This window comes from Streptomyces sp. NPDC094448 (assembly GCF_044763775.1).
GTDB lineage: Bacteria > Actinomycetota > Actinomycetes > Streptomycetales > Streptomycetaceae > Streptomyces.
The window spans coordinates 601,912-621,125 of record NZ_JBIWGU010000002.1; the positions used below are offsets into that span (position 1 = coordinate 601,912).

A 19,214-nucleotide genomic window follows, 5' to 3' on the forward strand; every position below is an offset into this window, starting at 1 on the left:
GGTGGCGCTGTCGCGCGTTCCGGGCCCGTTCCCGCCGTCCCCGCGCCACCGCCCGCACCCCGGACCTGCCGCTCTCCGGCGTACCGCCGTCTCCTCCGCACGGCCCCCCGCCGACGCCGTCTTGACCTGACCATGTCACGGCACCACCATGTGCCCACGCAGAGCACCACCGGCGTCGCATTTCTGTTCCACCCCCACCTTCCAGGAGACAGCATGCGCCTACGCATACGCGGCAGCGGCCGTGGCAGACGGAACGCCGCGGTCACCGCCCTGCTGGCCATCGCGCTGACCGCGCCCTTCACCGCAAACGCCGCACCACCCGACCCCAAGGCGGACAAGGCGGCCGCAGCCGCGGCGGCCGCGGAGACCATCACCCAGTACCAGGTCGCCGACGTCACCGGAGCGGCGGCACGCACCAGGCTCGCCGCGACCGGTGTGGCGATCGACGAGGTCGACACCCGTGCGGTCGTCGTCAGCGCCACCCCGGCCCAGGCGAAGAAGCTCCGCGCCCTCGGGTACGGGCTGACCGCCCTGCCGGCGCCCGGCGCCCGGGCGGCCGCCGGGGCCGATGTCCGCCCCCTCGACTTCCCGCCCGCCGACTCCCGCTACCACAACTACGCGGAGATGACGGCGGCGATCGACCAGCGCGTGGCCGCCAACCCGGGCATCATGAGCAAGCGGGTGATCGGCCGGACCTACCAGGGCCGCGATATCGTCGCCATCAAGGTCAGCGACAACGTCAACACCGACGAGAACGAGCCCGAGGTGCTGTTCACCTCGCAGCAGCACGCGCGCGAGCACCTCACCGTCGAGATGGCGCTCTATCTGCTGCGCGAGTTCGCCGAGGACTACGGCACCGACTCGCGGATCACCAACGCCGTCAACGGGCGCGAGATCTGGGTGATCCCGAGCATCAACCCGGACGGCAGCGAGTACGACATCGCCACCGGCAGCTACCGCATGTGGCGGAAGAACCGGCAGCCCAACACCGGTTCCACGGCGGTCGGCACCGACCTCAACCGCAACTGGAACTACCGCTGGGGCTGCTGCGGCGGCTCCTCCACCAGCCCCTCGTCCGAGACGTACCGCGGCCGGGCCGCGGAGTCCGCGCCCGAGGTGAAGGTCGTCGCCGACTTCGTGCGCACCCGGGTCGTCGGCGGGGTGCAGCAGATCAAAACGGGTATCGACTTCCACACCTACAGCGAGCTGGTGCTCTGGCCGTACGGCTACACCTACTCCGACACCGGCCCCGGTATGACCCAGGACGACCGCAACGCCTTCGCGGCCGTCGGCCAGAAGATGGCGGCCAGCAACGGCTTCACCCCGCAGCAGTCCAGCGACCTGTACATCACCGACGGGTCGATCGACGACTGGCTCTGGGGCGACCAGCGGATCTTCGGCTACACCTTCGAACTGTTCCCGAGGACCGCTTCGGGCGGTGGTTTCTATCCGCCCGACGAGGTGATCGAACGGGAGACCAGCCGCAACCGGGACGCCGTACTGCAACTGCTGGAGAACTCGGACTGTATGTACCGCTCCATCGGCAAGGAGGCGCAGTACTGCTGACACCGGGGTGACCCCGGAGTGACGGGAGCCCGGCAGCCGGGCGTCCGGACCCCCGCGCCCCGGGGGTCCGGGCGCCCGGCTCCGTACACCGGGGTCCGGCACACAGCCGCTCCCCGGGGGTCCGCCCGGGACGCCGCACCCGCCCCGGCCGGGGCGGCCGGTCCCGTACCCCCGCCCCGGCACCACCGCCCGGAGGCGCGCGCCCGGTCACGGCACCACCCGCCCCAGGGGACCCCCACGCGGATATCCGCCGGTTCCGCCGCCCGGGCGCGCGGCAGCGTGCATCCCGCGCCCCCCGCAAGCGGACGGGCGCCCGCGCGCTCCCGCACCCGCCTGCGTACCTCACCTCCCGCACGCCCCCTCTTCACCACAGGTCGCCCGCCGCACGGCGGTATCGTGCCGACGGAGATCCCGGAGTCCCGCCCGCACCCCCGGAAAATCCCGCCCCGCGCGCCTCCCCCCTTGCCAAAAACTGGCCGGAATTTTATGCAGCGCGCCCGCGTGTCGCCTTTTACCGAGCGTCCATGAAGGAGATTGGCGACCGTTGCCGGTGGTGAACCCGCCAACTGTTCTATAAGGTCCCCGGAGTTGACCACTTCGCACAGGTCTGCTGTGCACGAGGAGCAGTTGATGGCCTTGTCCGGCGCAGGCGGCGTCATCGTCGTTGCCGCCCTTTTACTGTCCACCGCAGTCGCGGTGGCACTCGTGTACCGGAACCGGGCCCGTCGCGCCGGCGCCCGTGCCGCCGATCTCGCAGCAGCCGCCGACCGGTTCGCCGACCAGACGGTGCCCGCACTGATGTCCGCCATCCGCCAGGGTGCCCGCGCGGGCTCGGCGCTCGCCGCCGTACCCGCCCCGGACAGCCCCGCCTACCAGCGGGTGCTGCGCCAGATCGCCGACGAGGCCGACCGGAGCGAACGGCGCCGGATCGCCGCCGTCGGGGAGGCCGGACTGGGGGAGAAGCGGCGCGCCGCGGCCATGGCGGCCTGCGCCAACGCGGCCGGCCGGATGCAGGCCATGACCACCGGCATGCTCGCGGACCTCCGCGAGATGGAGCACCGCCACGACGACGAGGACGTCCTCGCGGACCTCCTCCACCTCGACCACCGGACCGCCCAGGCGGGCCGGCTCGCGGACAGCATCGCCGTCCTCTCCGGCGCCCGCTCCGGGCGCCGCTGGGCCAAGCCCATCCCCATGGAGTCGATCCTGCGGGGCGCCATGGGCCGGGTCGCCGGCTATCAGCGGGTCCGGATCCGCTCGGTCGCTGACATCGCTGTCGCGGGCCACGCGGCCGAGGGCGTCATGCACGTCCTGGCCGAACTCCTCGACAACGCCTGCAACTTCTCCCCGCCCACCACCGATGTCCACGGCTATGTCGCGGAGGTCCCGGCCGGAGCCGTGATCACCGTCGAGGACAGCGGTCTGGTGATGGGCGAGACGGCCCTGCGCCGCGCCGAACGCGCGGTCTCCGGCGAGTCCGGCGACCTGTCCACGCTCACCGGCACCCGCCTCGGCCTCGCCGTCGTGGGCCGGCTCGCCCGTAAGCACGGGCTGACCGTCTCGTTCCGGCCGTCGGCCATCGGCGGCACCGGGGTGGTCGTGATGATCCCCCAGGAGCTGATCACCCGCAGCCGCCCCGACGAACCGCAGGTCCCGGCGGGGCTGCGGCGCACCCGCACGGCGACCCGCACCACGACCCCCGCGGGCGGCGGCTCCGCCCGTACCGCGGACTTCGGCGCGCTCCCGGGACAGCGGACCCGGGAGGACCACGATTTCGCCCCGGCCACCGACCCCGGCGCCGTCCCGGCGCCCGTGGCCGAGCTGCCCAAGCGGCGGCGCGGCCGCACCCTGGCCGCCACCCACCCCGACGGGCTGCCCAGCTCCGCGGCACCGCGCGACGGCGGCGGCACGAACCGCCCGCAGTCCGCGGGCGCCGGAGCCCGGTTCGGCGCCTTCCGGCGTGCGGTGACCGGCCAGGAACAGCACACCGGCCCCGGCGCCGGTGCGACCACACCCCCCTCGACCCCCCTTTCGGAGGACGACCGATGACCGCATCAGCCACCGGCGCGGCTGGCCTCGGCTGGCTGCTGGAAGGACTGCTGGAACGCACGCCCGGCGCGCGGCACGCGCTCGTGCTCTCCCGGGACGGCCTGAAGCTCTGCCACACCGCCGACCTCTCGGCGGACCGCGCCGACCAGCTCTCGGCGATCTCCGCCGGTATCCAGAGCCTCTCCCACGGCGCGTCCGTGGAGTTCGGCGACGGTTCCGGCGGCGTCCGCCAGTCGATGACCGAGTTCTACGGCGGCATCCTCTTCATCGCCGAAGCGGGCGAGGGCAGCCATGTGGCGGTGATCGCCGCCGAGGACGCCGACGCCGGGCTGGTCGGCCACAACATGCTCGAACTGGTCGAGCAGCTCGGCGAACACCTCAGCTCCCCGCCCCGGTCCGCCGAACACGTCCCGGCGCAGTGATCCGCTCCGCCCGGGACGAGAACCCGGACCGTCTGTACACCCTGACCGGCGGCCGCAGCCGCCCCAGCCGGAACGACTTCGACCTGGTGACCCTGATCGTCGCCGAATGCGAACCGGCCCGGGGCATGCAGTCGGAGCACTCCGCGATCCTGCGGCTCTGCCCACTGCCGGTCGCGGTCGTCGAGATCGCGGCCGAACTGCGCTTACCGGTCAGCATCACCAAGATCCTGCTCTCCGATCTGCTGGACGCGGGCCGGATCACCGTCCGCCATCCGCGCACCCTGGCGGGCCCGGCGCGGCTTCCCGATCACGCCACCCTGGAGAAGGTGCTCGTTGGACTCCGCGAACTCTGACCTCGCCGAAGCGCGCCCGGCCTCGTCCCGTACCCCGCTGAGCAGTACGGCCGACAACGGACTGAAGATCGTCATCGTCGGCGGCTTCGGCGTGGGCAAAACCACCATGGTCCGCTCCGTCAGCGATATCCGTCCGCTGAACACCGAGGAGACGATGACCCTGGCGAGCCGGGACGTCGACGATCTGCGGGCCGTACCGCAGAAGTCGGCCACCACCGTCGCCTTCGACTTCGGCCGGATCAGCCTCGACGAGCGCACCGTGCTCTATCTGTTCGGCGCCCCCGGCCAGGAGCGTTTCTGGTTCCTGTGGGACCGGCTGTTCAGCGGCACCCTCGGCGCGGTCGTCCTGGTCGACACCCGGCGGCTGGCCGATTCCTGGTACGCGATCGACCGGCTGGAGCACCACGGGACCCCGTTCATCGTGGCCCGTAACGACTTCGGCGGCCCGCCGCACTCGGCGGAGCAGCTCCGGGAGGCGCTCGACCTCGATCCGCACATACCGCTGATCGACTGCGACGCCCGCTCCCGCTCCTCCAGCAAGAAGGTGCTGATCGCCCTGGTCGAGCATCTGCAAGCACTCGTCGGCACTCCGGAGACGGCCTGATGACCACCCCCGAACCCGCCCGGGAGAGCCGCTGCCCCGCGCATCCGGCCGGCACCGCCCCGGTCGCCCTGAGCGGCCCCCGCTTCCACACCGAACCGCACCAGCTCTACCGCGAGATGCGGCGCGAGCACGGTCCGGTCGTCCCGGTCGAGCTGCCGGGCGGGATCCCGGCCTGGCTGATCGTGAACTACCACGAGATGCACCAGGTCACCAGTGACCCGGAGCTGTTCCCGCGCGATGTGAGCCTGTGGAACCAGTGGCCGAACATCCCGGACGACTGGCCGCTGCTGCCGATGATCCAGAAGCCCCAGCCGTCGATCTACTTCACGGCGGGCGAGGCCCACCGGCGGCATGCCTCGCTGGTGGTGCCGGCGCTGGAGAGCGTGGACCCGTTCGAGCTGCGGCACACCTGCGAGCAGCTGTCGGACCGGCTGATCGACGCGTTCTGCTCGCGCGGCGAGGCGGACCTGGTGTCGGAGTTCGCCAAACCGCTGCCGGTCCTGGCGCTGGCCCGGCTCCTCGGCTACACGGACCCCGAGGGGACCGCGGTGGCGCGGGCGCTGGGCGAGCTGGTGGACGGCGGCGAGGGCGCCATGCGCGCCCACCAGGACTATCTGGCGCTCAACCACCAGCTCATCAAGAACAAGCGGGTGGAGCCGGGCGACGACATCACCTCCTGGATGCTGGCGCAGGACGGTTTCACCGAGGAGGAGGTGGCGCTCAACGTCAAGGACGTCATGGGCGCCGCGTTCGTCACCACCGCCGACTGGATCGGGAACTCCATCCGGCTGATGCTCACCGACGACCGGTTCGCCGCGGCGCTCGGCGGCGGCCGGCACAGCGTCGGCCAGGCGATGAACGAAGTGCTGTGGGAGGACACCCCCACCCAGATCCTCGCGGGCCGCTGGGCGGCCCGGGACACCCTGCTCGCCGGACAGCAGATCCGCGCGGGCGACCTGGTGATGCTCGGACTGGCCGCGGCCAACGCGGACCCGCTGATCCAGCAGCAGTTCGCGCCCTCGCAGGGCGGCAACAGCGCGCACTTCTCCTTCAGCCACGGCGAGTACCGCTGCCCCTTGCCCGCCCAGGAGATCGCGGAGATCATCGCCCGTACCGCCATCGAGGTGCTGCTGGACCGGCTGCCCGACGTCGATCTCGCCGTACCGGCGCAGACCCTGGTCCGCCGCCCCTCCACGTTCCTCCGCGGAATGACGGCGATCCCCGTACGGTTCACGCCCATCCGTCCCACTGGAGACCAGCTATGAGCGTTACGGCCGCCCCCTCCCCCTCCCTGGTGATCGACCCCTTCGTCCGCGATCTGAACGGCGAGACCGCCTATCTCCGCGAGTCGGGCCCCTTCGTCCGGATCGACCTGCTGGGCGCGCCCGCCTGGACCGTCACCGAGCACAGCGTGGCCCGCGGGCTGCTCACGGACGCCCGGCTGGTCAAGGACATCAACCGCTGGAAGCTCTGGCAGTCCGGGGAGATCGACCGGCAGTGGCCGCTGGTCGGCATGATCGACACCGGGCGTTCGATGTTCTCGGTGGACGGCGCCGAGCACCGGCGGCTGCGGGCGAAGACCGCCCAGGCGATCACCGCGCGCCGGGTGGAGTCGATGCGGCCCGTGGTGGAGTCCATCACCGCGGAGCTGCTCGACGCCCTCCCCGGCCACGCGGACGCCGACGGCCGTGTCGACCTCAAACCGCATTTCGCCCAGCCGCTGCCGATGAGCGTCGTCTGCAATCTGATGGGCGTCCCGGACGAGTCGATCCCGCGCCAGATGCGGCTCTGGAAGGCCTTCTTCTCCCTCCTCACCCCGCAGGACGAGCGGCTGGCCGCCGTCGACGAACTGACGGAGATCTTCACGGAGCTGGTACGGGAGAAGAGCGCGGCCCCCGGAGACGATCTGACCAGCGCCCTGATCCTCGCCGACGAGGGCGGCGAGCCGCTCACCCAGCTGGAGGTGATGGGCAACCTCAAGGACATGATCGGCGCGGGCCACGAGACGACGGTCGGCCTGGTCCTCAATGCGGTACGGGCCCTGCTGACCCACCCCGACCAGCTCGAACTGGTCCGCTCGGGGCAGATCCCGTGGGAGACGGTGGTCGAGGAGGTCCTGCGCTGGGACCCGCCGACCACCCACCTGCTGATGCGCTTCGCCACCGAGGACATCGACGTCGACGGCTTCGTCATCGGACAGGGCGAGGGCGTGGTGATCTCGTACCGGGCGATCGGCCGCGACCGGGACCGCCACGGCACGGAGGCGGACGCGTTCGACATCACCCGCGCCACGCCCATCCGCCATATGGCCTTCGGCCACGGCCCCCATATGTGCCCCGGCGCGGCCCTCTCCCGGCTGGAGGCCAATATCGCCCTCCCGGCGCTCTTCGCCCGCTTCCCGGATCTGCGGCTGGCGGTCCCGGCGGACGAGCTGCGCAATATGCCGGTGATGACCCAGAACGACCTGGAGTCGTTCCCGATCCTGCTGAACGGCTGATACGGCCGCTCCGAGGCAGGTGACACGTCTCAAGGGCCGTACGGGGACTTCCCGTACGGCCCTGTTCGTCCTGCACATGGGCGGCCGCGCGGGTCTTCAGCCCCGGAGGCCGTTCCGCGCGGCCTCGGCCTCCAGCGCCGCGACCAGCGGGGGCTGCGCGCCCAGCGCGACCAGGACCAGGGGCGAGGTGCCGCGCCGCCCGATCCCGAACCGGTGGAAGCACATCAGCAGGTCCGCGCTGCTCATCCGCTTGATGCCGGTGACGTTCGCCCAGGACACCCCGTCCCGTATCCGCCCGGACGGGCCGGTCACGACCAGGCCGTCCGGGCGGAGATGGCACCGGCCGCCCCCGCGCCGGGCGAGGAACGTGCGCCAGGCGCGGCGCAGCCCGTACACGCCGAGCAGTACGGCGACCGGTACCGCGCCCTTGGGCACGGAGTTCTCGGGCCGGATCCAGATCAGGGCGCCCACGAGGACGGCGATCAGCAGGGCGAGCAGCCGCAGACCGGCCTGCGTTTCGGCTATGTGGCGGCGGGTCTGGGGGTGGCCCTGGTCCCGTCCCTGGCCGCTCGGGCCGTCCCCGCGGACATCGTGCTCCGCCCCCTGACGGACCCGGCGCTCCGCCGCACGATCCACACGGCCCGCCCGGCGGTACCGCTGCCGGCGGCGCGGGAGCTGGAGGAGCTGCTGCGGTCGGTCCGGAACGGCTGATCCGGGACCGCCTCAGCCGAGCCCCCCGACAACCGCCCGGCCCTCCCTGGCGGCGCCGGCGAAGAACGCCCTCACGGGGCTGCCGCCCGGCAGCATACCGACGACGGCCGCGACCTGGCCGGGGCCGACCGCGAAGAGATCGCCGTGGTCGAAATCCTCCCCGAGGGCCTCACCGACGCGGTGGACGGTGCTCAGCCAGTGGTGGTGGTCGACGTTCTCCTCCTCGGGGAAGAACTGGAACTCCAGAAGGTCCGCGGCCCGGTCGAAGCCCGCGGGCGGTTCGGCGTCCCCGTCCTCGGAGAACAGGTCCAGCAGCACACCGGGCTGCTCACGTATCGCGGGCAGATGGGCGGGGCTGATCTTCACGAGGTGCATCCAGAACGACATGCGCGGGAGTGTAGGAGGAGCCTCCGACAGCCCGCCGGAACAGGTTTCCTAGATACGTGAGTTGCGCAGGGACTGCCAGACGGCACCGGCCAGCGCCCGCGTCGCCCGCGGCACGGACAGATGCTCGTGCTCGCGGTACAGGGCCCAGTTGTACTGCACGAGGGAGAGCTTGTTGGAGGACAGGGAACCCGCCTGCTGGGCCCGGTACACCGCGAGCGGCTCGGCCAGCCCCCGGGCGTCGGCGCCGTCCCGCATGATCGACAGCCAGAGGGCGTAGTCCTGCCGCTTGCGCATCTCCGGCATCAGCCGGGTGCCCAGGGCGTTGCGGTCGTACATGGCGGTGAGGGCGCCGATGTAGTCGCGGACCAGCATCGCGCGGTAGTCCACATGGGGCCGCGCCCGGACCACCCGCCCGTTCGGGACCCAGTCGGTGCTCTCGCCGTCGTAGTCGGCGGCCATCTTGTAGTACGAGGTGAAGGTCAGCGGCGCGTCGCCGTCCGCGGCGAAGGCGAGCTGCTTCTCGGTCTTCTCCGGAAGCCACATGTCGTCGCTGTCGAGAAAGGCGATGTAGTCCCCGCGGGCCCGCCCGATCGCAAGGTTGCGGGCCCGTCCCGCACCACCCTGCTCGGGAGCCGTCTCCGGAAGCACGCGCTCGTCCTGCTCGGCGAACTCGCGGAGCAGGTCCATGGAGCCGTCGGTCGACTGGTCGTCGGTGATCAGCAGTTCCAGGTCGGTGTGCGTCTGGGTGAGCACCGATCGGACGGCTGCGCCGAGAGTGGCTGCCGAGTTGTAGACGGGCATCACGACAGACACCAGGGGCACAGCGCTTCTCCTTGCCGGACAGGGAACGACGGGTCCATTCAAGCACCGCGATGGGGCAGGGGCTGCACGGAGATGGTTTGCGCTGGTCAGGGCCGCGTACGGCCTCCGGCCGGGCTCTCAGCGGCACTGAAGACGCCCGCGGTCGCCGGTCAGCCGGCGAGGAGCGGCCGGATCATGGCAGCGAAGCGCGGCGAGTCGGGAAACGGCTGCTGCTCGCCCAGCTTCTCGTACCCCCAGCTCTCGTAGACGGCCTGCACCTTGCCGCTCCCGGCCGCGGGATCCACCAGAAGAGTCACCCGCTCCTCGGTCCGCCCGGCCAGCCAGGTGTCATGCAGACGGCGGGCGGTCCCGGTGCCGCGCCAGCGCTTGCGGACCACGATCTCGTTGAGTGCGGCGGTACGGCGGCCGTCCTCCCGGACGACGTCCTCGGGCACCGGCTCGGTCATGCTCCGCCACCAGCGGGTGTCGGCGGCGAGCGTCATACCGAAGCAGAAGCCGACGGGCTCACCTGCGTCGTAACCAAGGACGGCGGCCCACCCGGGCCGGGAGGCATAGGCGCTCAGACGCTCGTCGAACCGGGCCACGGAGTCGAAGTCCCTGGTACGGCCGAAGTCCTGGTGCCGGACCTCGGCGTGGATGTCGAGGATGGTCTGTCGCACAGTCGGCAGACCATCGGCGTCGATGCGGCGGAACTCGATAGTCACGGATGTCCTTTCCGGATTTGGAAGCGGTCGGTCCACTCGGAGGCGAAGCGGGCACCGGGGGCGACACGGGTCAGCCCGTGATCGAACTGGCGAAGGGTCGTACGGGTACGGCCGGTGAGCGCGGTCGGGTCGGAGATGACCGTCAACGCCGTGCCGCACGCCGTCTCGGCGTCTCCCTGGCGAAGCTGTGTGAGGGCGAGGTGGGCTGTGTAGTACGCGCGATTACGGCGGTACTCGGGACGGAGGAGGGCGAGGGTGCGGTGCAGATGGGCTTCCGCCTCCTCGTGCTCGCCGAGCTTCATCAAGGTCAGGGCCGACAGTCCGTGAAGTTCGGCCGCGTCGTAGAACACCCACCAACTGTCACGCTGCGCGGCGTGATCGGCTTGCTGGAAGGCCGTGTGGGCACGGTCGAGTGCGCGCCGCCCGGCCAGAGCATTCCCAGCCCCGGCGCTGACAGAGGCGAGGCGGACGGAGGTAATGGAGGCAAGCAGGGGGTCTCGGCGGCAGGCGGAGGAATCACGGGCCATCTGAGCCGCCGCCATGGCCTCGTTGTCGTCGCCTCTCTGACCCGCGAGGATGGAGACGTTCCTCCAGACCCGGAGTTCGGCCTCCGCACGTCCGGAGAGCCTGGCCAGGGTAAGGGCACGGCCGACATAGCGGTGAGCACGTTCCGGTCGGCAGCGGTCGACGGCAGCCCAGACTGCGAAACCGGCGAAGGACGACGCCAGGGAGTAGATCCGGGACCGGACCCGCTCGGGCAGCATGCCTCCTGACGTCTGGAGCGTCAGCGCCTGCTCACTGAATGCCAGTGCCTGAGCCTCCAACCGTGCTGTAGCGCCCGAAGCGGCTTCATCCAGAACGAGTTGATCGAATTCCCCCTCCAAGGCGTCGACCTGCGCCATGCCGATGCGGGGCAACGGGCCTGCGGCGGCTACGGGGGAAGGCAGCGCTGCCCCTCCGAGAGCAGCGGCACCCACGACAGTGAAGTGGCGGCGTTTCAAGATGTCCTCCGGATCTGCGTTCGCTAAAGCTCCGGCCGGTAAAACCTTGCTCCCTGCACTGTTTCTCGGCATGAAACCCAGCTCATATGCATCGGATCCGAACTCCGCTTGCAAAGCAATCCGCTGACGCTCCTGAGGCCACCTTGTCTTCCCGGTGAGCCAGTTGCGGATGTGACGGGAGGTAATGCTCCCGGGGCGGCCGGTCAAGTCCTCAATGTGCGCATTCAGCCGCTCGGCCAGCTCGTCCTGTGACAGCCCTGAGGCCTTCAGACGGGCGGCGAAGCGGGCGTTCTCCGGCTGCACCATCAGCCCAAGGTAGCCCTGCGCACACCGAGCGTGCTCGCCTGTAGGTAAAAATTTTCCGGTCTCGCCTTGAACACCGGGCGGCGGAATTGCCTGGCCCGCTCCTGCGGCAAGCCGCTTTCCTCGAACCGGACCATTCAGCTCTGTTTTCCGTTGGTCGACGGAACGGGGCTCAAAAGCACTCCGGCAGACCGTCGCCACGGCCTGCCGGAGCTGTGACCAACCAGCTTTCGAGGAGCTGATCAGCCGTATGCGTGATGCTATCGCCCACCTGTTGACGCGTATCGCCCACCGCCTCCGGGGGATACAGCCCTCCACACCCCCGGTCACTCCCCTCCCGACGCCCCGCGTCGACCCGTGGACCCGCCCCTGGACCACCCCCGGCCAGGAGGAAGCCCAAGCCCTCCTCCTGGCCAGGGAACAGGCGCTGCGGGCCCGGACGGTCCCCGACGGGCCGCCGCCCCCGCGGCGGTTGTACGTCGCTCCGCAGGGCATCGTTCTCGTCCGGCCCGTCGCCGTGCGAACCGCGCGGCCCGGGCCCGGGTGGGGGTGGCTGCGGTGAGGACGGAGAGCCTGCTCGCCCCGCCACCTGCACCGCGCTCCGCCGTGTGCTGCGTCTGCGGGCGTACCACCACCGCCCCGGTCGAGGCCGGGTACGTGGAGCGGGCCAGCGGGCCCGGATATGTGCGGTACGTCTGCCCGCAGGACACCACGGGCTGCTCCCCCGGGCCCGTACCCGGCGAACTGAACCGTTCCGGAGGCTGCCGTGACTGACCCGGACGACCTCCCCCGGTTCCACGGCCGGATCGTCCCCTGGGTGACGCCCTCGTCCGCCGCGCCCGTCCTGCCCGAGCCGCTCGTCCTGGGCCTGCGGAGGCGCGGAATCGCATACCGCGACGAATCCGTCCACGACCACACTGAACTCACAGAGACAAGCGGTGACTCTGTCGGCGCACTTCGCCGACCCCGGGGGCATTCACCTCTTCCTGCCGGGCGGGTCGGTGTCGAGCATGGCCTCGCACCACGGCCCTGTCCTCCCGGAGCCGTCCAGCCACCCCGAACTCCTCGTCGGCGAGCCGCCCGTCCGTACTGAGACCAGGATCGGGTACGCGCGGGTATCCAGCGGCGGGCAGAGGCTCGGTCCCCGACCTGGGCGAACTTCGGGCGGCCGGGGCCGTCCCCCACCAACTCGACGACGCGGAATGGTGCCCCGTGCCGATCCGGCCCGAGAACAGCGACCGGTATCCCGCCGACTGGCCGGAGATCTTCAAGACCATCAAGGAACGCGCCGGCCGGCGGTGCGAGTACACGGGCGGGTGCGGACGCGGCACCCACCCCGGCCGCCCCCCCCAACCTGTACGGACAGCCCTCATACGGCACCGGCTCGCATGTCGTCGTGACGACAGACTTTGACCGTGAAAAGCACTGGTGCCCGGCTCGCTGCGCTGATGGACTGACGTCCTACCGTGAGTCTGCCGCGTGACGGAGGTAGTGATTGTGACCGGTTATGACGTGCTCGCCGAGGTGTACGAATGGCTCATCTCGGATGCAAAGTTGCCTCCAGCCGAGTTCGCTGCATCGTACGACGACATCCTCAATCTCCTGCCGTCGAACGCTCACATCCTCGACTGTTCCTGCGGAACGGGCCAGTTGGCGGTTGGCCTCGCCAGCCGCGGCATGCAGATTGTCGCAACTGACGCCAGTGAGAAGATGGTTCGTCGGACTGCGGAGTTGTCCGAGGAGTTCGGGGTGTCCGTACGGGCCCTACGGGCGAGCTGGGAAGAGTTGCCCGATCATTTCCAGGACAACACGTTCGACATGGTGTTCTGCGTTGGCAACTCGCTTCACCATGCCACGGGTGCGACGGGCAGGGGTGCTGCGCTGGAGTCGATGTCACGGCTTCTGCGCCCCGGCGGGCGCTTGGTACTCACATCCCGCACTTGGGAACTCGTGAGGGCCAGAGGTTCCCGGCTGGAGATCGGTGACAGACTCGTCCGCCGGAACGGTCGCGATGCCGTCGTGGTCTACCGCTGGGAGATTGCGCCGCATTGGGAGGAGGAGCACCACATCGAGATTGCGATCGCGCAAGTCGATGCGACGGGGTTGGTTCTTGTCCGCTCGGAACTGCTGTCCTGCTGGCCCTACCGGTACGAGGAACTCGAAGTCGATCTGCACCGGGTCGGACTCCAGACGGAACTGAGCACGTTCGATCTTGAGGCGGAGAACTACATGGTGGTCGCGAGCAAGGTATGAACACCGGACTCTCAGTCCCTGGCCGGACCTCACGGTTGCTCGCAGGACGCTTGCGCCCTCTCCTCGGTGCGGGTCCAAGTGGTCAACGCAATGCCTCGGACGAGGGGTGCTCATCGACCAGACGGCGTTAGATCCGGGGGGGCAGTGTAAGACTTGTCCCGTAAGTGATGGTCGAGACAGGTGGGTCATGACCGGCCCGGAGTCCGCTGCGACGAAGGTCCAGTGGCAGGATGGCGGCTTCGACCATCTTGAGAGGCCATCCTCGTGCCCACGCCTGCCGACTACCTCGCACTGGCACGTACCGAGAGAGACAGCTTTGTCCTGCAGCGTCTCGCGAAGTGTCCGTACCCTTTTGTCTGGCAAGCCCTGGCCACCAATCCCCACACGCCGCCCGAAGCCCTCAAGGTACTGAGCGCGGCCCGCGACAGCGTCTGGAACGACAACAAGCTTCTTCGCCTGCTCGCAGACCATCCCAGTGCGAACCCTGTCGTTCTTCGAGCTGTCCTCGAAGCCGTTGCAGCGAAGCTCGATGAGGGCGAGCGGCCCTACGCCGCCGTACTCGCTCTCGCCGACCGGTCGGAGCTTGAGGTGGATGAAGTAAGGAGGCTCGGAACCCTTTCTGGCGCCTCTGCTCGTCTACGCCATCTGCTTGGCCTGCGGCTGAGCGTCTGCATCTGAGGCGCCCCTCTGATCACGGGTGAGATGATCTTGTTGTGGCTGGTGTGATCACGGCGTCTGAGCCGTCCTGAACAGCCCCCACTCACCGGGCTGAGCCGGCGTTCGTTCGGCAAGCTGGTGCCCCCTCTGCGTCGCGAAGGTACAGATCCGGTCCGCAAGGACCGCCCGTGGTCTCTTTCCCTGGAGGACCGGGTGCTGCTCGTGACGGCCTACTGGCGGACGAACTTGACGACGCGCCACATCGCACCGCTCTCCGGCGTTTCGAAGTCCGCGGCCGACCGCATCATCGACCACCTCGGCCCGTCTCTCGCGCTGCAGCCCCGCAAGCGGTTCGCCAGGACACCGTGCTTATCGTGGACGGCACCCTGGTGCCCACCCGCGATCACACCATCGCCGAGAAGTCCAAGAATTACCGATACTCCACCTCCGTGATCGCAGTCGGGAGGAGATGAGCCATCGGTCGCTCTGTGGGCCGAGCAGCATGGGGTCATAGACCGGCGATTCCTCGGCGTGTTTGATCTGCCGGGCAACGACCTCGTAGCCCCAACGCGGATAGGCGCTGCGGGCGGGCTCGTTGTCGATGATGCACGTGAGTGTCGTCCAGGACTCGGAACGGCCTTTCACCATCTCGTCGTGGAGAGCTCGGCCGATGCCCTGATTGCCGTGCTCTGGCAACACCATCAGCTCCCGCAGCCAGAAGATGTCACCACTGTCGGCAGCGCGCTTGGCATCGTCGGGAAGGAGGTCTTCCACGGAGGTCCACGACGCCCGGTCTCGTATGAGCGTGACACCGTGGACGTATCCGACCAGCGTGCCGGTGGCCAGACGTGCTGTGACGACTTCGAAACCCTTCATGTCGAAGGCAGCGGTGAGTCGCTGTTCGAAGGCTTCGACGGAGAAGAACGGGTCACCAACATAGGGCGGTACGTCATAGACCTCGGCATACACCGCGGTGAGCTCGGGCATGATCTTCCGCGCTGCGTCGGGGGGTGTGCCGGTTCAACGTGAGGTCAAGCATCGGTCCCCTTGGTCAGGCGACGTCAGTCACGGGAAGCGCCTTCGGGCCACACAACGTCGACCGGAACGCTTTTGCTGCGGGCGTACTCCACCACGTCTGCCGTCCCACCGTAGCCACGGGCAGGCAGCCCGTCCCAGACGGCGAGCAGCGCATCGACACGGTCCACAAGGATCCTGCTACCGGCCATATGTGCCTGCTCGGACGAGTCCGTCATGCCAGTGCTGTACAGCTCCGATGCCGCGGAGATCAGTCGGTCGTACGTCGGGTGGTGGTCCTGCGGAAGAGCGCCACGGTACTCCGACGCCGGCACAACGACTTCGATCCGCCCTGAGAGTTCCAGCGCGAACTCGGCGGCCCATGCGTCGGGCCCGTCGGCGATGCACGAAACGAGGACCAGCTCATCTGCGTCGAAGGCCGCCAGCCTCTCCCGCAATGCGATCTTCACCACCGTCTCGACTTCTGGGTTCAGCCCACGATGCCCGGTGATCCCAAGACGCATCCGATTCACCTTCCTGCAAAAAGACGCCACAAAGGCGTTCATTGGATTCTCTGACCACCTGCGGCAGGGAAAGTGACGCAAACTACGCGCACGGTCGACAACCCGCTTTACAACACAGGCAACGGCCTCGCATCCCCAGCGACGGACGGACACCCGATGAAATGGACCTATGGCAACGACAGCAAACGCTCGGCCCGCTCCGACAGCGCCCGCGCATCGTGGTCGTCCGGATAGCGCGCCAGCCGTAGCCGCAGATCATGGGCGGAGTCGCGGATCCGGGCCGACTGCACCCCTTCAGCGGCGTCCAGGAACTGCGACCAGACAGTAAGGGCACCGTCGAAATCCCCTTGCCTCAGATGCAGCGTGCCCAGGTGGCCCAGGACATTGGCGCGGCTGCGCCGCCGGTCGAGACCGTGGACCGCAAGGGCCTGCTGGAGTTGGCGCTGCGCGGCGCCGAGATCCCCCATACGGGCCAGCGTCATGCCCGACGAGTGGGACCACCGGCCGATGGTGAAGTGCGAGGCCCACGACGTTCCCGTAGGGGCGTCGGCAGTACGTTCGATGTCCGTCCTGGATGCCACGAGACTGCGGGTCGCGAGCTGATGGTCACCGTCGAGCGCAGCAGCCTCGGCAAGCGTGGACCGGTAGTAGGCGGATACTCGCGGGTCGCTCACTTCCCGCGCGGTCTCGACGCACTTCTCCGCGAGGGCGAGGGCCCTGGCGTAGTGCCGGGGCCCGAGGCCCATCGCCTGAACAGCCAGTCCGCGCAGCGCCGTCGCAGCGACCTCGGGATCGTCCGCTTCGCCGGCGAGACGATAGGCATGCACGTAGTACTGCTGCGCGGTGGCCTCGTCGTCCTGATCCTGACTCATCCATCCGATCAGATGCGCGAGCCGTGACGTGGCGGCGTACAGCTCGCGTCCGACCGCCTCCGTGTAACGGCCGTCCAACCAGGGGCCAACATTGTCGGTGAGGTAGCCGATGGCCAAGTGACGTACATGTCCACCGCCGTACTCGGCGGAGCTGTCGCCCAGGACTTTGATCATCTGCCCCATGGCCTCGACCTCGCCGCGCCCGACTCTGACCGCTCCCGTCCCGGCCGTCTGGACCCGTCGGGTGACGGCTTCCGTGTCCGGAACACCGAGAAATGACAGCACGCCACTGCCCGAAGCGGTCAGGAAGTCCCGACGATCCACTTTTCCGCTCCTTCCGAGAGCCAGAATCGAGGCCACGGTATCCAGCTGATCGGCCACCACACCTGGCGATTCGGTCGGAGGTTCGAGCTGTAACACTCCAAGGACATACGGCATCCAATGAGGTCCGGGGCTACGGTCCCCGCTCAGCAGTTTGCGGGCGTACTGACGGGTCATGCCGCCCGGACCCCGCCCGGCGGCGACACCGAGTTCGCGGGCGAGCTTGGAGGGACCCCAGCCCCGTTCCGCACATGCCTGACGGATCAGGTCCGCAAGGGTCGAGCCCGAGTCCGTCATGGGGATCTCTCTCCCTGAACGCATGGGTTACGGAGGACTACACGGGGTTACATGGTGGGGCCTCCCGAGCCCTTCCGCTATCCAGTTGACTGCATTCCACGCCGCCGTTGCGGTCCTGGGCACCGACTCTCCCGGAGCACATCACCCGCTACCGAAGTCGCGTCCTGCGCCGATCGTGGCCCATCAAAAACGCCCTGACAGACCGTCGCCACGGTCTGCCAGGGCTCGGACCAAACAGCTTTCGAGGAGCTGATCATCCGTATGCGTGATGCTATCGCCGGCATCTTGACCCGTTTCGCAGATCGCATGACAGAGATACTGCGACCCGCGATGCCCGACCGACACACCGCCGTTCACCTCGAGGCCGTACAGCCCGAAATGTTCCCGACGCCCCGCGTCGACCCGTGGACCCGCCCCTGGACCACCCCCGGCCAGGAGGAAGCCCAAGCCCTCCTCCTGGCCAGGGAACAGGCGCTCCGGGCCCGGACCGTCCCCGACGGGCCGCAGCCCCCGCGACGGTTGTACGTCGCTCCGCAGGGCATCGTTCTCGTCCGGCCCGTCGCCGTGCGAACCGCGCGGCCCGGACCCGGGTGGGGGTGGCTGCGGTGAGGACGGAGAGCCTGCTCGCCCCGCCACCTGCACCGCGCTCCGCCGTGTGCTGCGTCTGCGGGCGTACCACCACCGCCCCGGTCGAGGCCGGGTACGTCGAGCGGGCCGGCGGGCCCGGATATGTGCGGTACGTCTGCCCGCAGGACACCACGGGCTGCTCCCCCGGGCCCGTACCCGGCGAACTGAACCGTTCCGGAGGCTGCCGTGACTGACCCGGACGGCCTCCCCCGCTTCCACGGCCGGATCGTCCCCTGGGTGACGCCCTCGTCCGCCGCGCCCGTCCTGCCCGAGCCGCTCGTCCTGGGCCTGCGGGGGCGCGGGATCGCGTACCGCGACGAATCCGTCCACGACCGCACTGACGACGGGGTCCTGCTGGCACGTGGCCGGGGGCGGCGCGCCACCGACGCAGCCGGCCGGCCCCTGTACGAGCAGCTCGACCCCCGCCGCCAGCGCCGCGCCCTCGCCCGGCTGCTGTGCCAGGTCTGCGGGGAGCCCCCGCCCCGGTCCCCGCGCGGAATGCTCTGGCTGCTGGCCGGTCCCCCGGACGGCGACCCGGAGGACGTACTGACGATCACCCCGCCCGTCTGCCCGGAGCCGTGCGCGGTCCTGGCCCTGGAGCAGTGTCCGGCCCTCGCCGGTGGCCATACGGCGCTCCGGGTGCGCCGCCCCCGGCCCTGGGGCTACCGGGGCGCCCTCCACACACCCGCCCTGCTCCCCGCGGAGGACGCGGTCCAACTGCCGTACGGAGACCCCCGCCTGCCCTGGCTGCTCGCGGATCTCGCCGTCATCCGGCTCACGGGCTGCACGCCCATCGACCTACTCGGCTTCACCTCGGCCTCCGGCGACGCATGAACGACAGCAGCACGATTCCCATACCAGGCTCATCAGTTGTCGCGCGCTGAACCCGCAGGGACGAGCAGCGATTCCGTCGGCTCACTTCCCCGACCACAGGGGGCCGCTCAGCGGGACCGGCCGACAAGCACCGGGCTCCCTTCCGCTCGGCCGGTCAGCGGGGAAGCAGGCCCGGCGAACCGCAGCCGCAGCAGCCGCGGACCCAGCCGCGCACCACCCAGCCTTCGGGTGTTCCCGCCCGGCCGGCCGAAGAAGCCCGACCCTCACGAACCTGACGGCACTCACCACCCGCCCTCCCCCGGACCCAGCGCCGGACTCGCACCCAGCATAAGAAAATCCCCCTATACGAACAAAAGATCACAGACCATGCCTAGGTATCGCAGAACCGGGCGGGTT

22 protein-coding genes and 2 pseudogenes are annotated in these 19,214 nt (G+C 69.7%); 16 read left to right on the forward strand and 8 right to left on the reverse strand.

Annotated features, from left to right (window positions below; all coding sequences use genetic code 11):
- Positions 1 to 213: 213 nt before the first annotated feature.
- From ACIQ9E_RS06070 to ACIQ9E_RS06100, 7 genes are all read left to right on the forward strand, one after another.
- Entirely contained in the window at positions 214 to 1,566 is a 1,353-nt protein-coding gene (locus tag ACIQ9E_RS06070; protein WP_403702592.1) for a M14 family metallopeptidase, read from the forward strand.
- A gap of 630 nt (positions 1,567 to 2,196) precedes the next feature.
- The gene (locus tag ACIQ9E_RS06075) at positions 2,197 to 3,615 is read left to right on the forward strand and encodes a sensor histidine kinase (protein WP_403702595.1); all 1,419 of its coding nucleotides are present in this window, start codon (positions 2,197 to 2,199) and stop codon (positions 3,613 to 3,615) included.
- Positions 3,612 to 4,037: a roadblock/LC7 domain-containing protein gene (locus tag ACIQ9E_RS06080; RefSeq protein WP_403702598.1), complete on the forward strand. Its 426-nt coding sequence runs from the start codon at positions 3,612 to 3,614 to the stop codon at positions 4,035 to 4,037. The genes ACIQ9E_RS06075 and ACIQ9E_RS06080 overlap by 4 nt, the downstream gene beginning before the upstream one ends.
- A complete protein-coding gene (locus ACIQ9E_RS06085) occupies positions 4,034 to 4,390 on the forward strand; it encodes a DUF742 domain-containing protein (RefSeq protein WP_006346946.1) in 357 nt (118 codons plus the stop codon). Before ACIQ9E_RS06080 ends, ACIQ9E_RS06085 begins: the two co-directional genes overlap by 4 nt.
- Entirely contained in the window at positions 4,371 to 4,994 is a 624-nt protein-coding gene (locus tag ACIQ9E_RS06090; protein WP_006346947.1) for an ATP/GTP-binding protein, read from the forward strand. The genes ACIQ9E_RS06085 and ACIQ9E_RS06090 overlap by 20 nt, the downstream gene beginning before the upstream one ends.
- The gene (locus ACIQ9E_RS06095; protein ID WP_403702602.1) at positions 4,994 to 6,259 is read left to right on the forward strand and encodes a cytochrome P450; all 1,266 of its coding nucleotides are present in this window, start codon (positions 4,994 to 4,996) and stop codon (positions 6,257 to 6,259) included. Before ACIQ9E_RS06090 ends, ACIQ9E_RS06095 begins: the two co-directional genes overlap by 1 nt.
- The gene (locus ACIQ9E_RS06100; RefSeq protein ID WP_403702605.1) at positions 6,256 to 7,491 is read left to right on the forward strand and encodes a cytochrome P450; all 1,236 of its coding nucleotides are present in this window, start codon (positions 6,256 to 6,258) and stop codon (positions 7,489 to 7,491) included. The genes ACIQ9E_RS06095 and ACIQ9E_RS06100 overlap by 4 nt, the downstream gene beginning before the upstream one ends.
- Before the next feature lie 96 nt (positions 7,492 to 7,587).
- On the opposite strand, the gene ACIQ9E_RS06105 is transcribed toward ACIQ9E_RS06100, so the two are convergent.
- A complete protein-coding gene (locus tag ACIQ9E_RS06105; protein WP_403702945.1) occupies positions 7,588 to 8,016 on the reverse strand; it encodes a hypothetical protein in 429 nt (142 codons plus the stop codon).
- Between ACIQ9E_RS06105 and ACIQ9E_RS06110 the strand changes: the two are divergent.
- Positions 8,005 to 8,202 (forward strand): annotated as a pseudogene (locus ACIQ9E_RS06110) (LysR substrate-binding domain-containing protein); the annotation flags it as partial. The gene ACIQ9E_RS06105 and the pseudogene ACIQ9E_RS06110 sit on opposite strands and share 12 nt — an antisense overlap.
- Before the next feature lie 12 nt (positions 8,203 to 8,214).
- Here the strand turns inward: ACIQ9E_RS06110 and ACIQ9E_RS06115 are convergent.
- The 4 genes from ACIQ9E_RS06115 to ACIQ9E_RS06130 all read right to left on the reverse strand — a co-directional run bounded on the left by ACIQ9E_RS06115 (position 8,215) and on the right by ACIQ9E_RS06130 (position 11,422).
- A complete protein-coding gene (locus ACIQ9E_RS06115) occupies positions 8,215 to 8,589 on the reverse strand; it encodes a hypothetical protein (protein ID WP_403702608.1) in 375 nt (124 codons plus the stop codon).
- 48 nt (positions 8,590 to 8,637) lie between these two features.
- Positions 8,638 to 9,411, reverse strand: a complete 774-nt coding sequence (locus ACIQ9E_RS06120; protein WP_366254852.1) for a glycosyltransferase family 2 protein — start codon at positions 9,409 to 9,411, stop codon at positions 8,638 to 8,640.
- A gap of 149 nt (positions 9,412 to 9,560) precedes the next feature.
- Positions 9,561 to 10,115: a GNAT family N-acetyltransferase gene (locus ACIQ9E_RS06125; RefSeq protein WP_403702613.1), complete on the reverse strand. Its 555-nt coding sequence runs from the start codon at positions 10,113 to 10,115 to the stop codon at positions 9,561 to 9,563.
- Positions 10,112 to 11,422 (reverse strand): XRE family transcriptional regulator, encoded by a 1,311-nt coding sequence (locus tag ACIQ9E_RS06130; RefSeq protein ID WP_403702616.1) that lies wholly within the window; start codon positions 11,420 to 11,422, stop codon positions 10,112 to 10,114. The genes ACIQ9E_RS06125 and ACIQ9E_RS06130 overlap by 4 nt, the downstream gene beginning before the upstream one ends.
- A 247-nt stretch (positions 11,423 to 11,669) precedes the next feature.
- Between ACIQ9E_RS06130 and ACIQ9E_RS06135 the strand changes: the two genes are divergently transcribed.
- From ACIQ9E_RS06135 to ACIQ9E_RS06155, 5 genes and pseudogenes are all read left to right on the forward strand, one after another.
- A complete protein-coding gene (locus ACIQ9E_RS06135) occupies positions 11,670 to 11,981 on the forward strand; it encodes a hypothetical protein (RefSeq protein ID WP_403702618.1) in 312 nt (103 codons plus the stop codon).
- Entirely contained in the window at positions 11,978 to 12,193 is a 216-nt protein-coding gene (locus ACIQ9E_RS06140; protein ID WP_366254845.1) for a hypothetical protein, read from the forward strand. Before ACIQ9E_RS06135 ends, ACIQ9E_RS06140 begins: the two co-directional genes overlap by 4 nt.
- A 723-nt stretch (positions 12,194 to 12,916) precedes the next feature.
- Positions 12,917 to 13,672 (forward strand): class I SAM-dependent methyltransferase, encoded by a 756-nt coding sequence (locus tag ACIQ9E_RS06145; protein WP_403702621.1) that lies wholly within the window; start codon positions 12,917 to 12,919, stop codon positions 13,670 to 13,672.
- A 264-nt stretch (positions 13,673 to 13,936) separates the two neighbouring features.
- Positions 13,937 to 14,350, forward strand: a complete 414-nt coding sequence (locus ACIQ9E_RS06150; RefSeq protein WP_403702624.1) for a hypothetical protein — start codon at positions 13,937 to 13,939, stop codon at positions 14,348 to 14,350.
- A gap of 35 nt (positions 14,351 to 14,385) precedes the next feature.
- A pseudogene (locus tag ACIQ9E_RS06155) lies at positions 14,386 to 14,778 on the forward strand (transposase family protein); the annotation flags it as partial.
- On the opposite strand, the gene ACIQ9E_RS06160 reads toward ACIQ9E_RS06155, so the two are convergent.
- From ACIQ9E_RS06160 to ACIQ9E_RS06170, 3 genes are all read right to left on the reverse strand, one after another.
- A complete protein-coding gene (locus tag ACIQ9E_RS06160) occupies positions 14,699 to 15,316 on the reverse strand; it encodes a GNAT family N-acetyltransferase (RefSeq protein ID WP_403702627.1) in 618 nt (205 codons plus the stop codon). The pseudogene ACIQ9E_RS06155 and the gene ACIQ9E_RS06160 overlap by 80 nt on opposite strands.
- Positions 15,317 to 15,390: 74 nt before the next feature.
- Positions 15,391 to 15,867, reverse strand: a complete 477-nt coding sequence (locus tag ACIQ9E_RS06165) for a hypothetical protein (protein WP_403702948.1) — start codon at positions 15,865 to 15,867, stop codon at positions 15,391 to 15,393.
- Positions 15,868 to 16,034: 167 nt separating this feature from the next.
- Entirely contained in the window at positions 16,035 to 17,120 is a 1,086-nt protein-coding gene (locus ACIQ9E_RS06170; protein ID WP_403702629.1) for a tetratricopeptide repeat protein, read from the reverse strand.
- A 543-nt stretch (positions 17,121 to 17,663) separates the two neighbouring features.
- Between ACIQ9E_RS06170 and ACIQ9E_RS06175 the strand changes: the two genes are divergently transcribed.
- Genes ACIQ9E_RS06175 through ACIQ9E_RS06185 form a run of 3 tightly spaced genes read left to right on the forward strand, consistent with a single transcriptional unit; the run spans position 17,664 to position 18,818 of the window.
- Positions 17,664 to 17,966: a hypothetical protein gene (locus ACIQ9E_RS06175; protein ID WP_403702631.1), complete on the forward strand. Its 303-nt coding sequence runs from the start codon at positions 17,664 to 17,666 to the stop codon at positions 17,964 to 17,966.
- Entirely contained in the window at positions 17,963 to 18,178 is a 216-nt protein-coding gene (locus ACIQ9E_RS06180) for a hypothetical protein (RefSeq protein ID WP_403702633.1), read from the forward strand. The genes ACIQ9E_RS06175 and ACIQ9E_RS06180 overlap by 4 nt, the downstream gene beginning before the upstream one ends.
- Positions 18,171 to 18,818, forward strand: coding sequence for a hypothetical protein (locus tag ACIQ9E_RS06185; RefSeq protein ID WP_403702636.1), 648 nt, complete (start codon positions 18,171 to 18,173; stop codon positions 18,816 to 18,818). Before ACIQ9E_RS06180 ends, ACIQ9E_RS06185 begins: the two co-directional genes overlap by 8 nt.
- The last annotated feature ends 396 nt before the right edge of the window (positions 18,819 to 19,214 follow it).

Excerpts from the sequence above, each read along its gene's own strand:
- ACIQ9E_RS06130 (WP_403702616.1), bottom strand. The coding sequence starts at position 11,422 with ATGGTGCAGCCGGAGAACGCCCGCTTCGCCGCCCGTCTGAAGGCCTCA.
- ACIQ9E_RS06165 (WP_403702948.1), bottom strand. The coding sequence starts at position 15,867 with ATGCGTCTTGGGATCACCGGGCATCGTGGGCTGAACCCAGAAGTCGAG.
- ACIQ9E_RS06070 (WP_403702592.1), top strand. The coding sequence starts at position 214 with ATGCGCCTACGCATACGCGGCAGCGGCCGTGGCAGACGGAACGCCGCG.
- ACIQ9E_RS06075 (WP_403702595.1), top strand. The coding sequence starts at position 2,197 with ATGGCCTTGTCCGGCGCAGGCGGCGTCATCGTCGTTGCCGCCCTTTTA.
- ACIQ9E_RS06095 (WP_403702602.1), top strand. The coding sequence starts at position 4,994 with ATGACCACCCCCGAACCCGCCCGGGAGAGCCGCTGCCCCGCGCATCCG.
- ACIQ9E_RS06080 (WP_403702598.1), top strand. The coding sequence starts at position 3,612 with ATGACCGCATCAGCCACCGGCGCGGCTGGCCTCGGCTGGCTGCTGGAA.
- ACIQ9E_RS06160 (WP_403702627.1), bottom strand. The coding sequence starts at position 15,316 with ATGCCCGAGCTCACCGCGGTGTATGCCGAGGTCTATGACGTACCGCCC.
- ACIQ9E_RS06115 (WP_403702608.1), bottom strand. The coding sequence starts at position 8,589 with ATGTCGTTCTGGATGCACCTCGTGAAGATCAGCCCCGCCCATCTGCCC.
- ACIQ9E_RS06135 (WP_403702618.1), top strand. The coding sequence starts at position 11,670 with ATGCGTGATGCTATCGCCCACCTGTTGACGCGTATCGCCCACCGCCTC.
- ACIQ9E_RS06175 (WP_403702631.1), top strand. The coding sequence starts at position 17,664 with ATGACAGAGATACTGCGACCCGCGATGCCCGACCGACACACCGCCGTT.
- ACIQ9E_RS06100 (WP_403702605.1), top strand. The coding sequence starts at position 6,256 with ATGAGCGTTACGGCCGCCCCCTCCCCCTCCCTGGTGATCGACCCCTTC.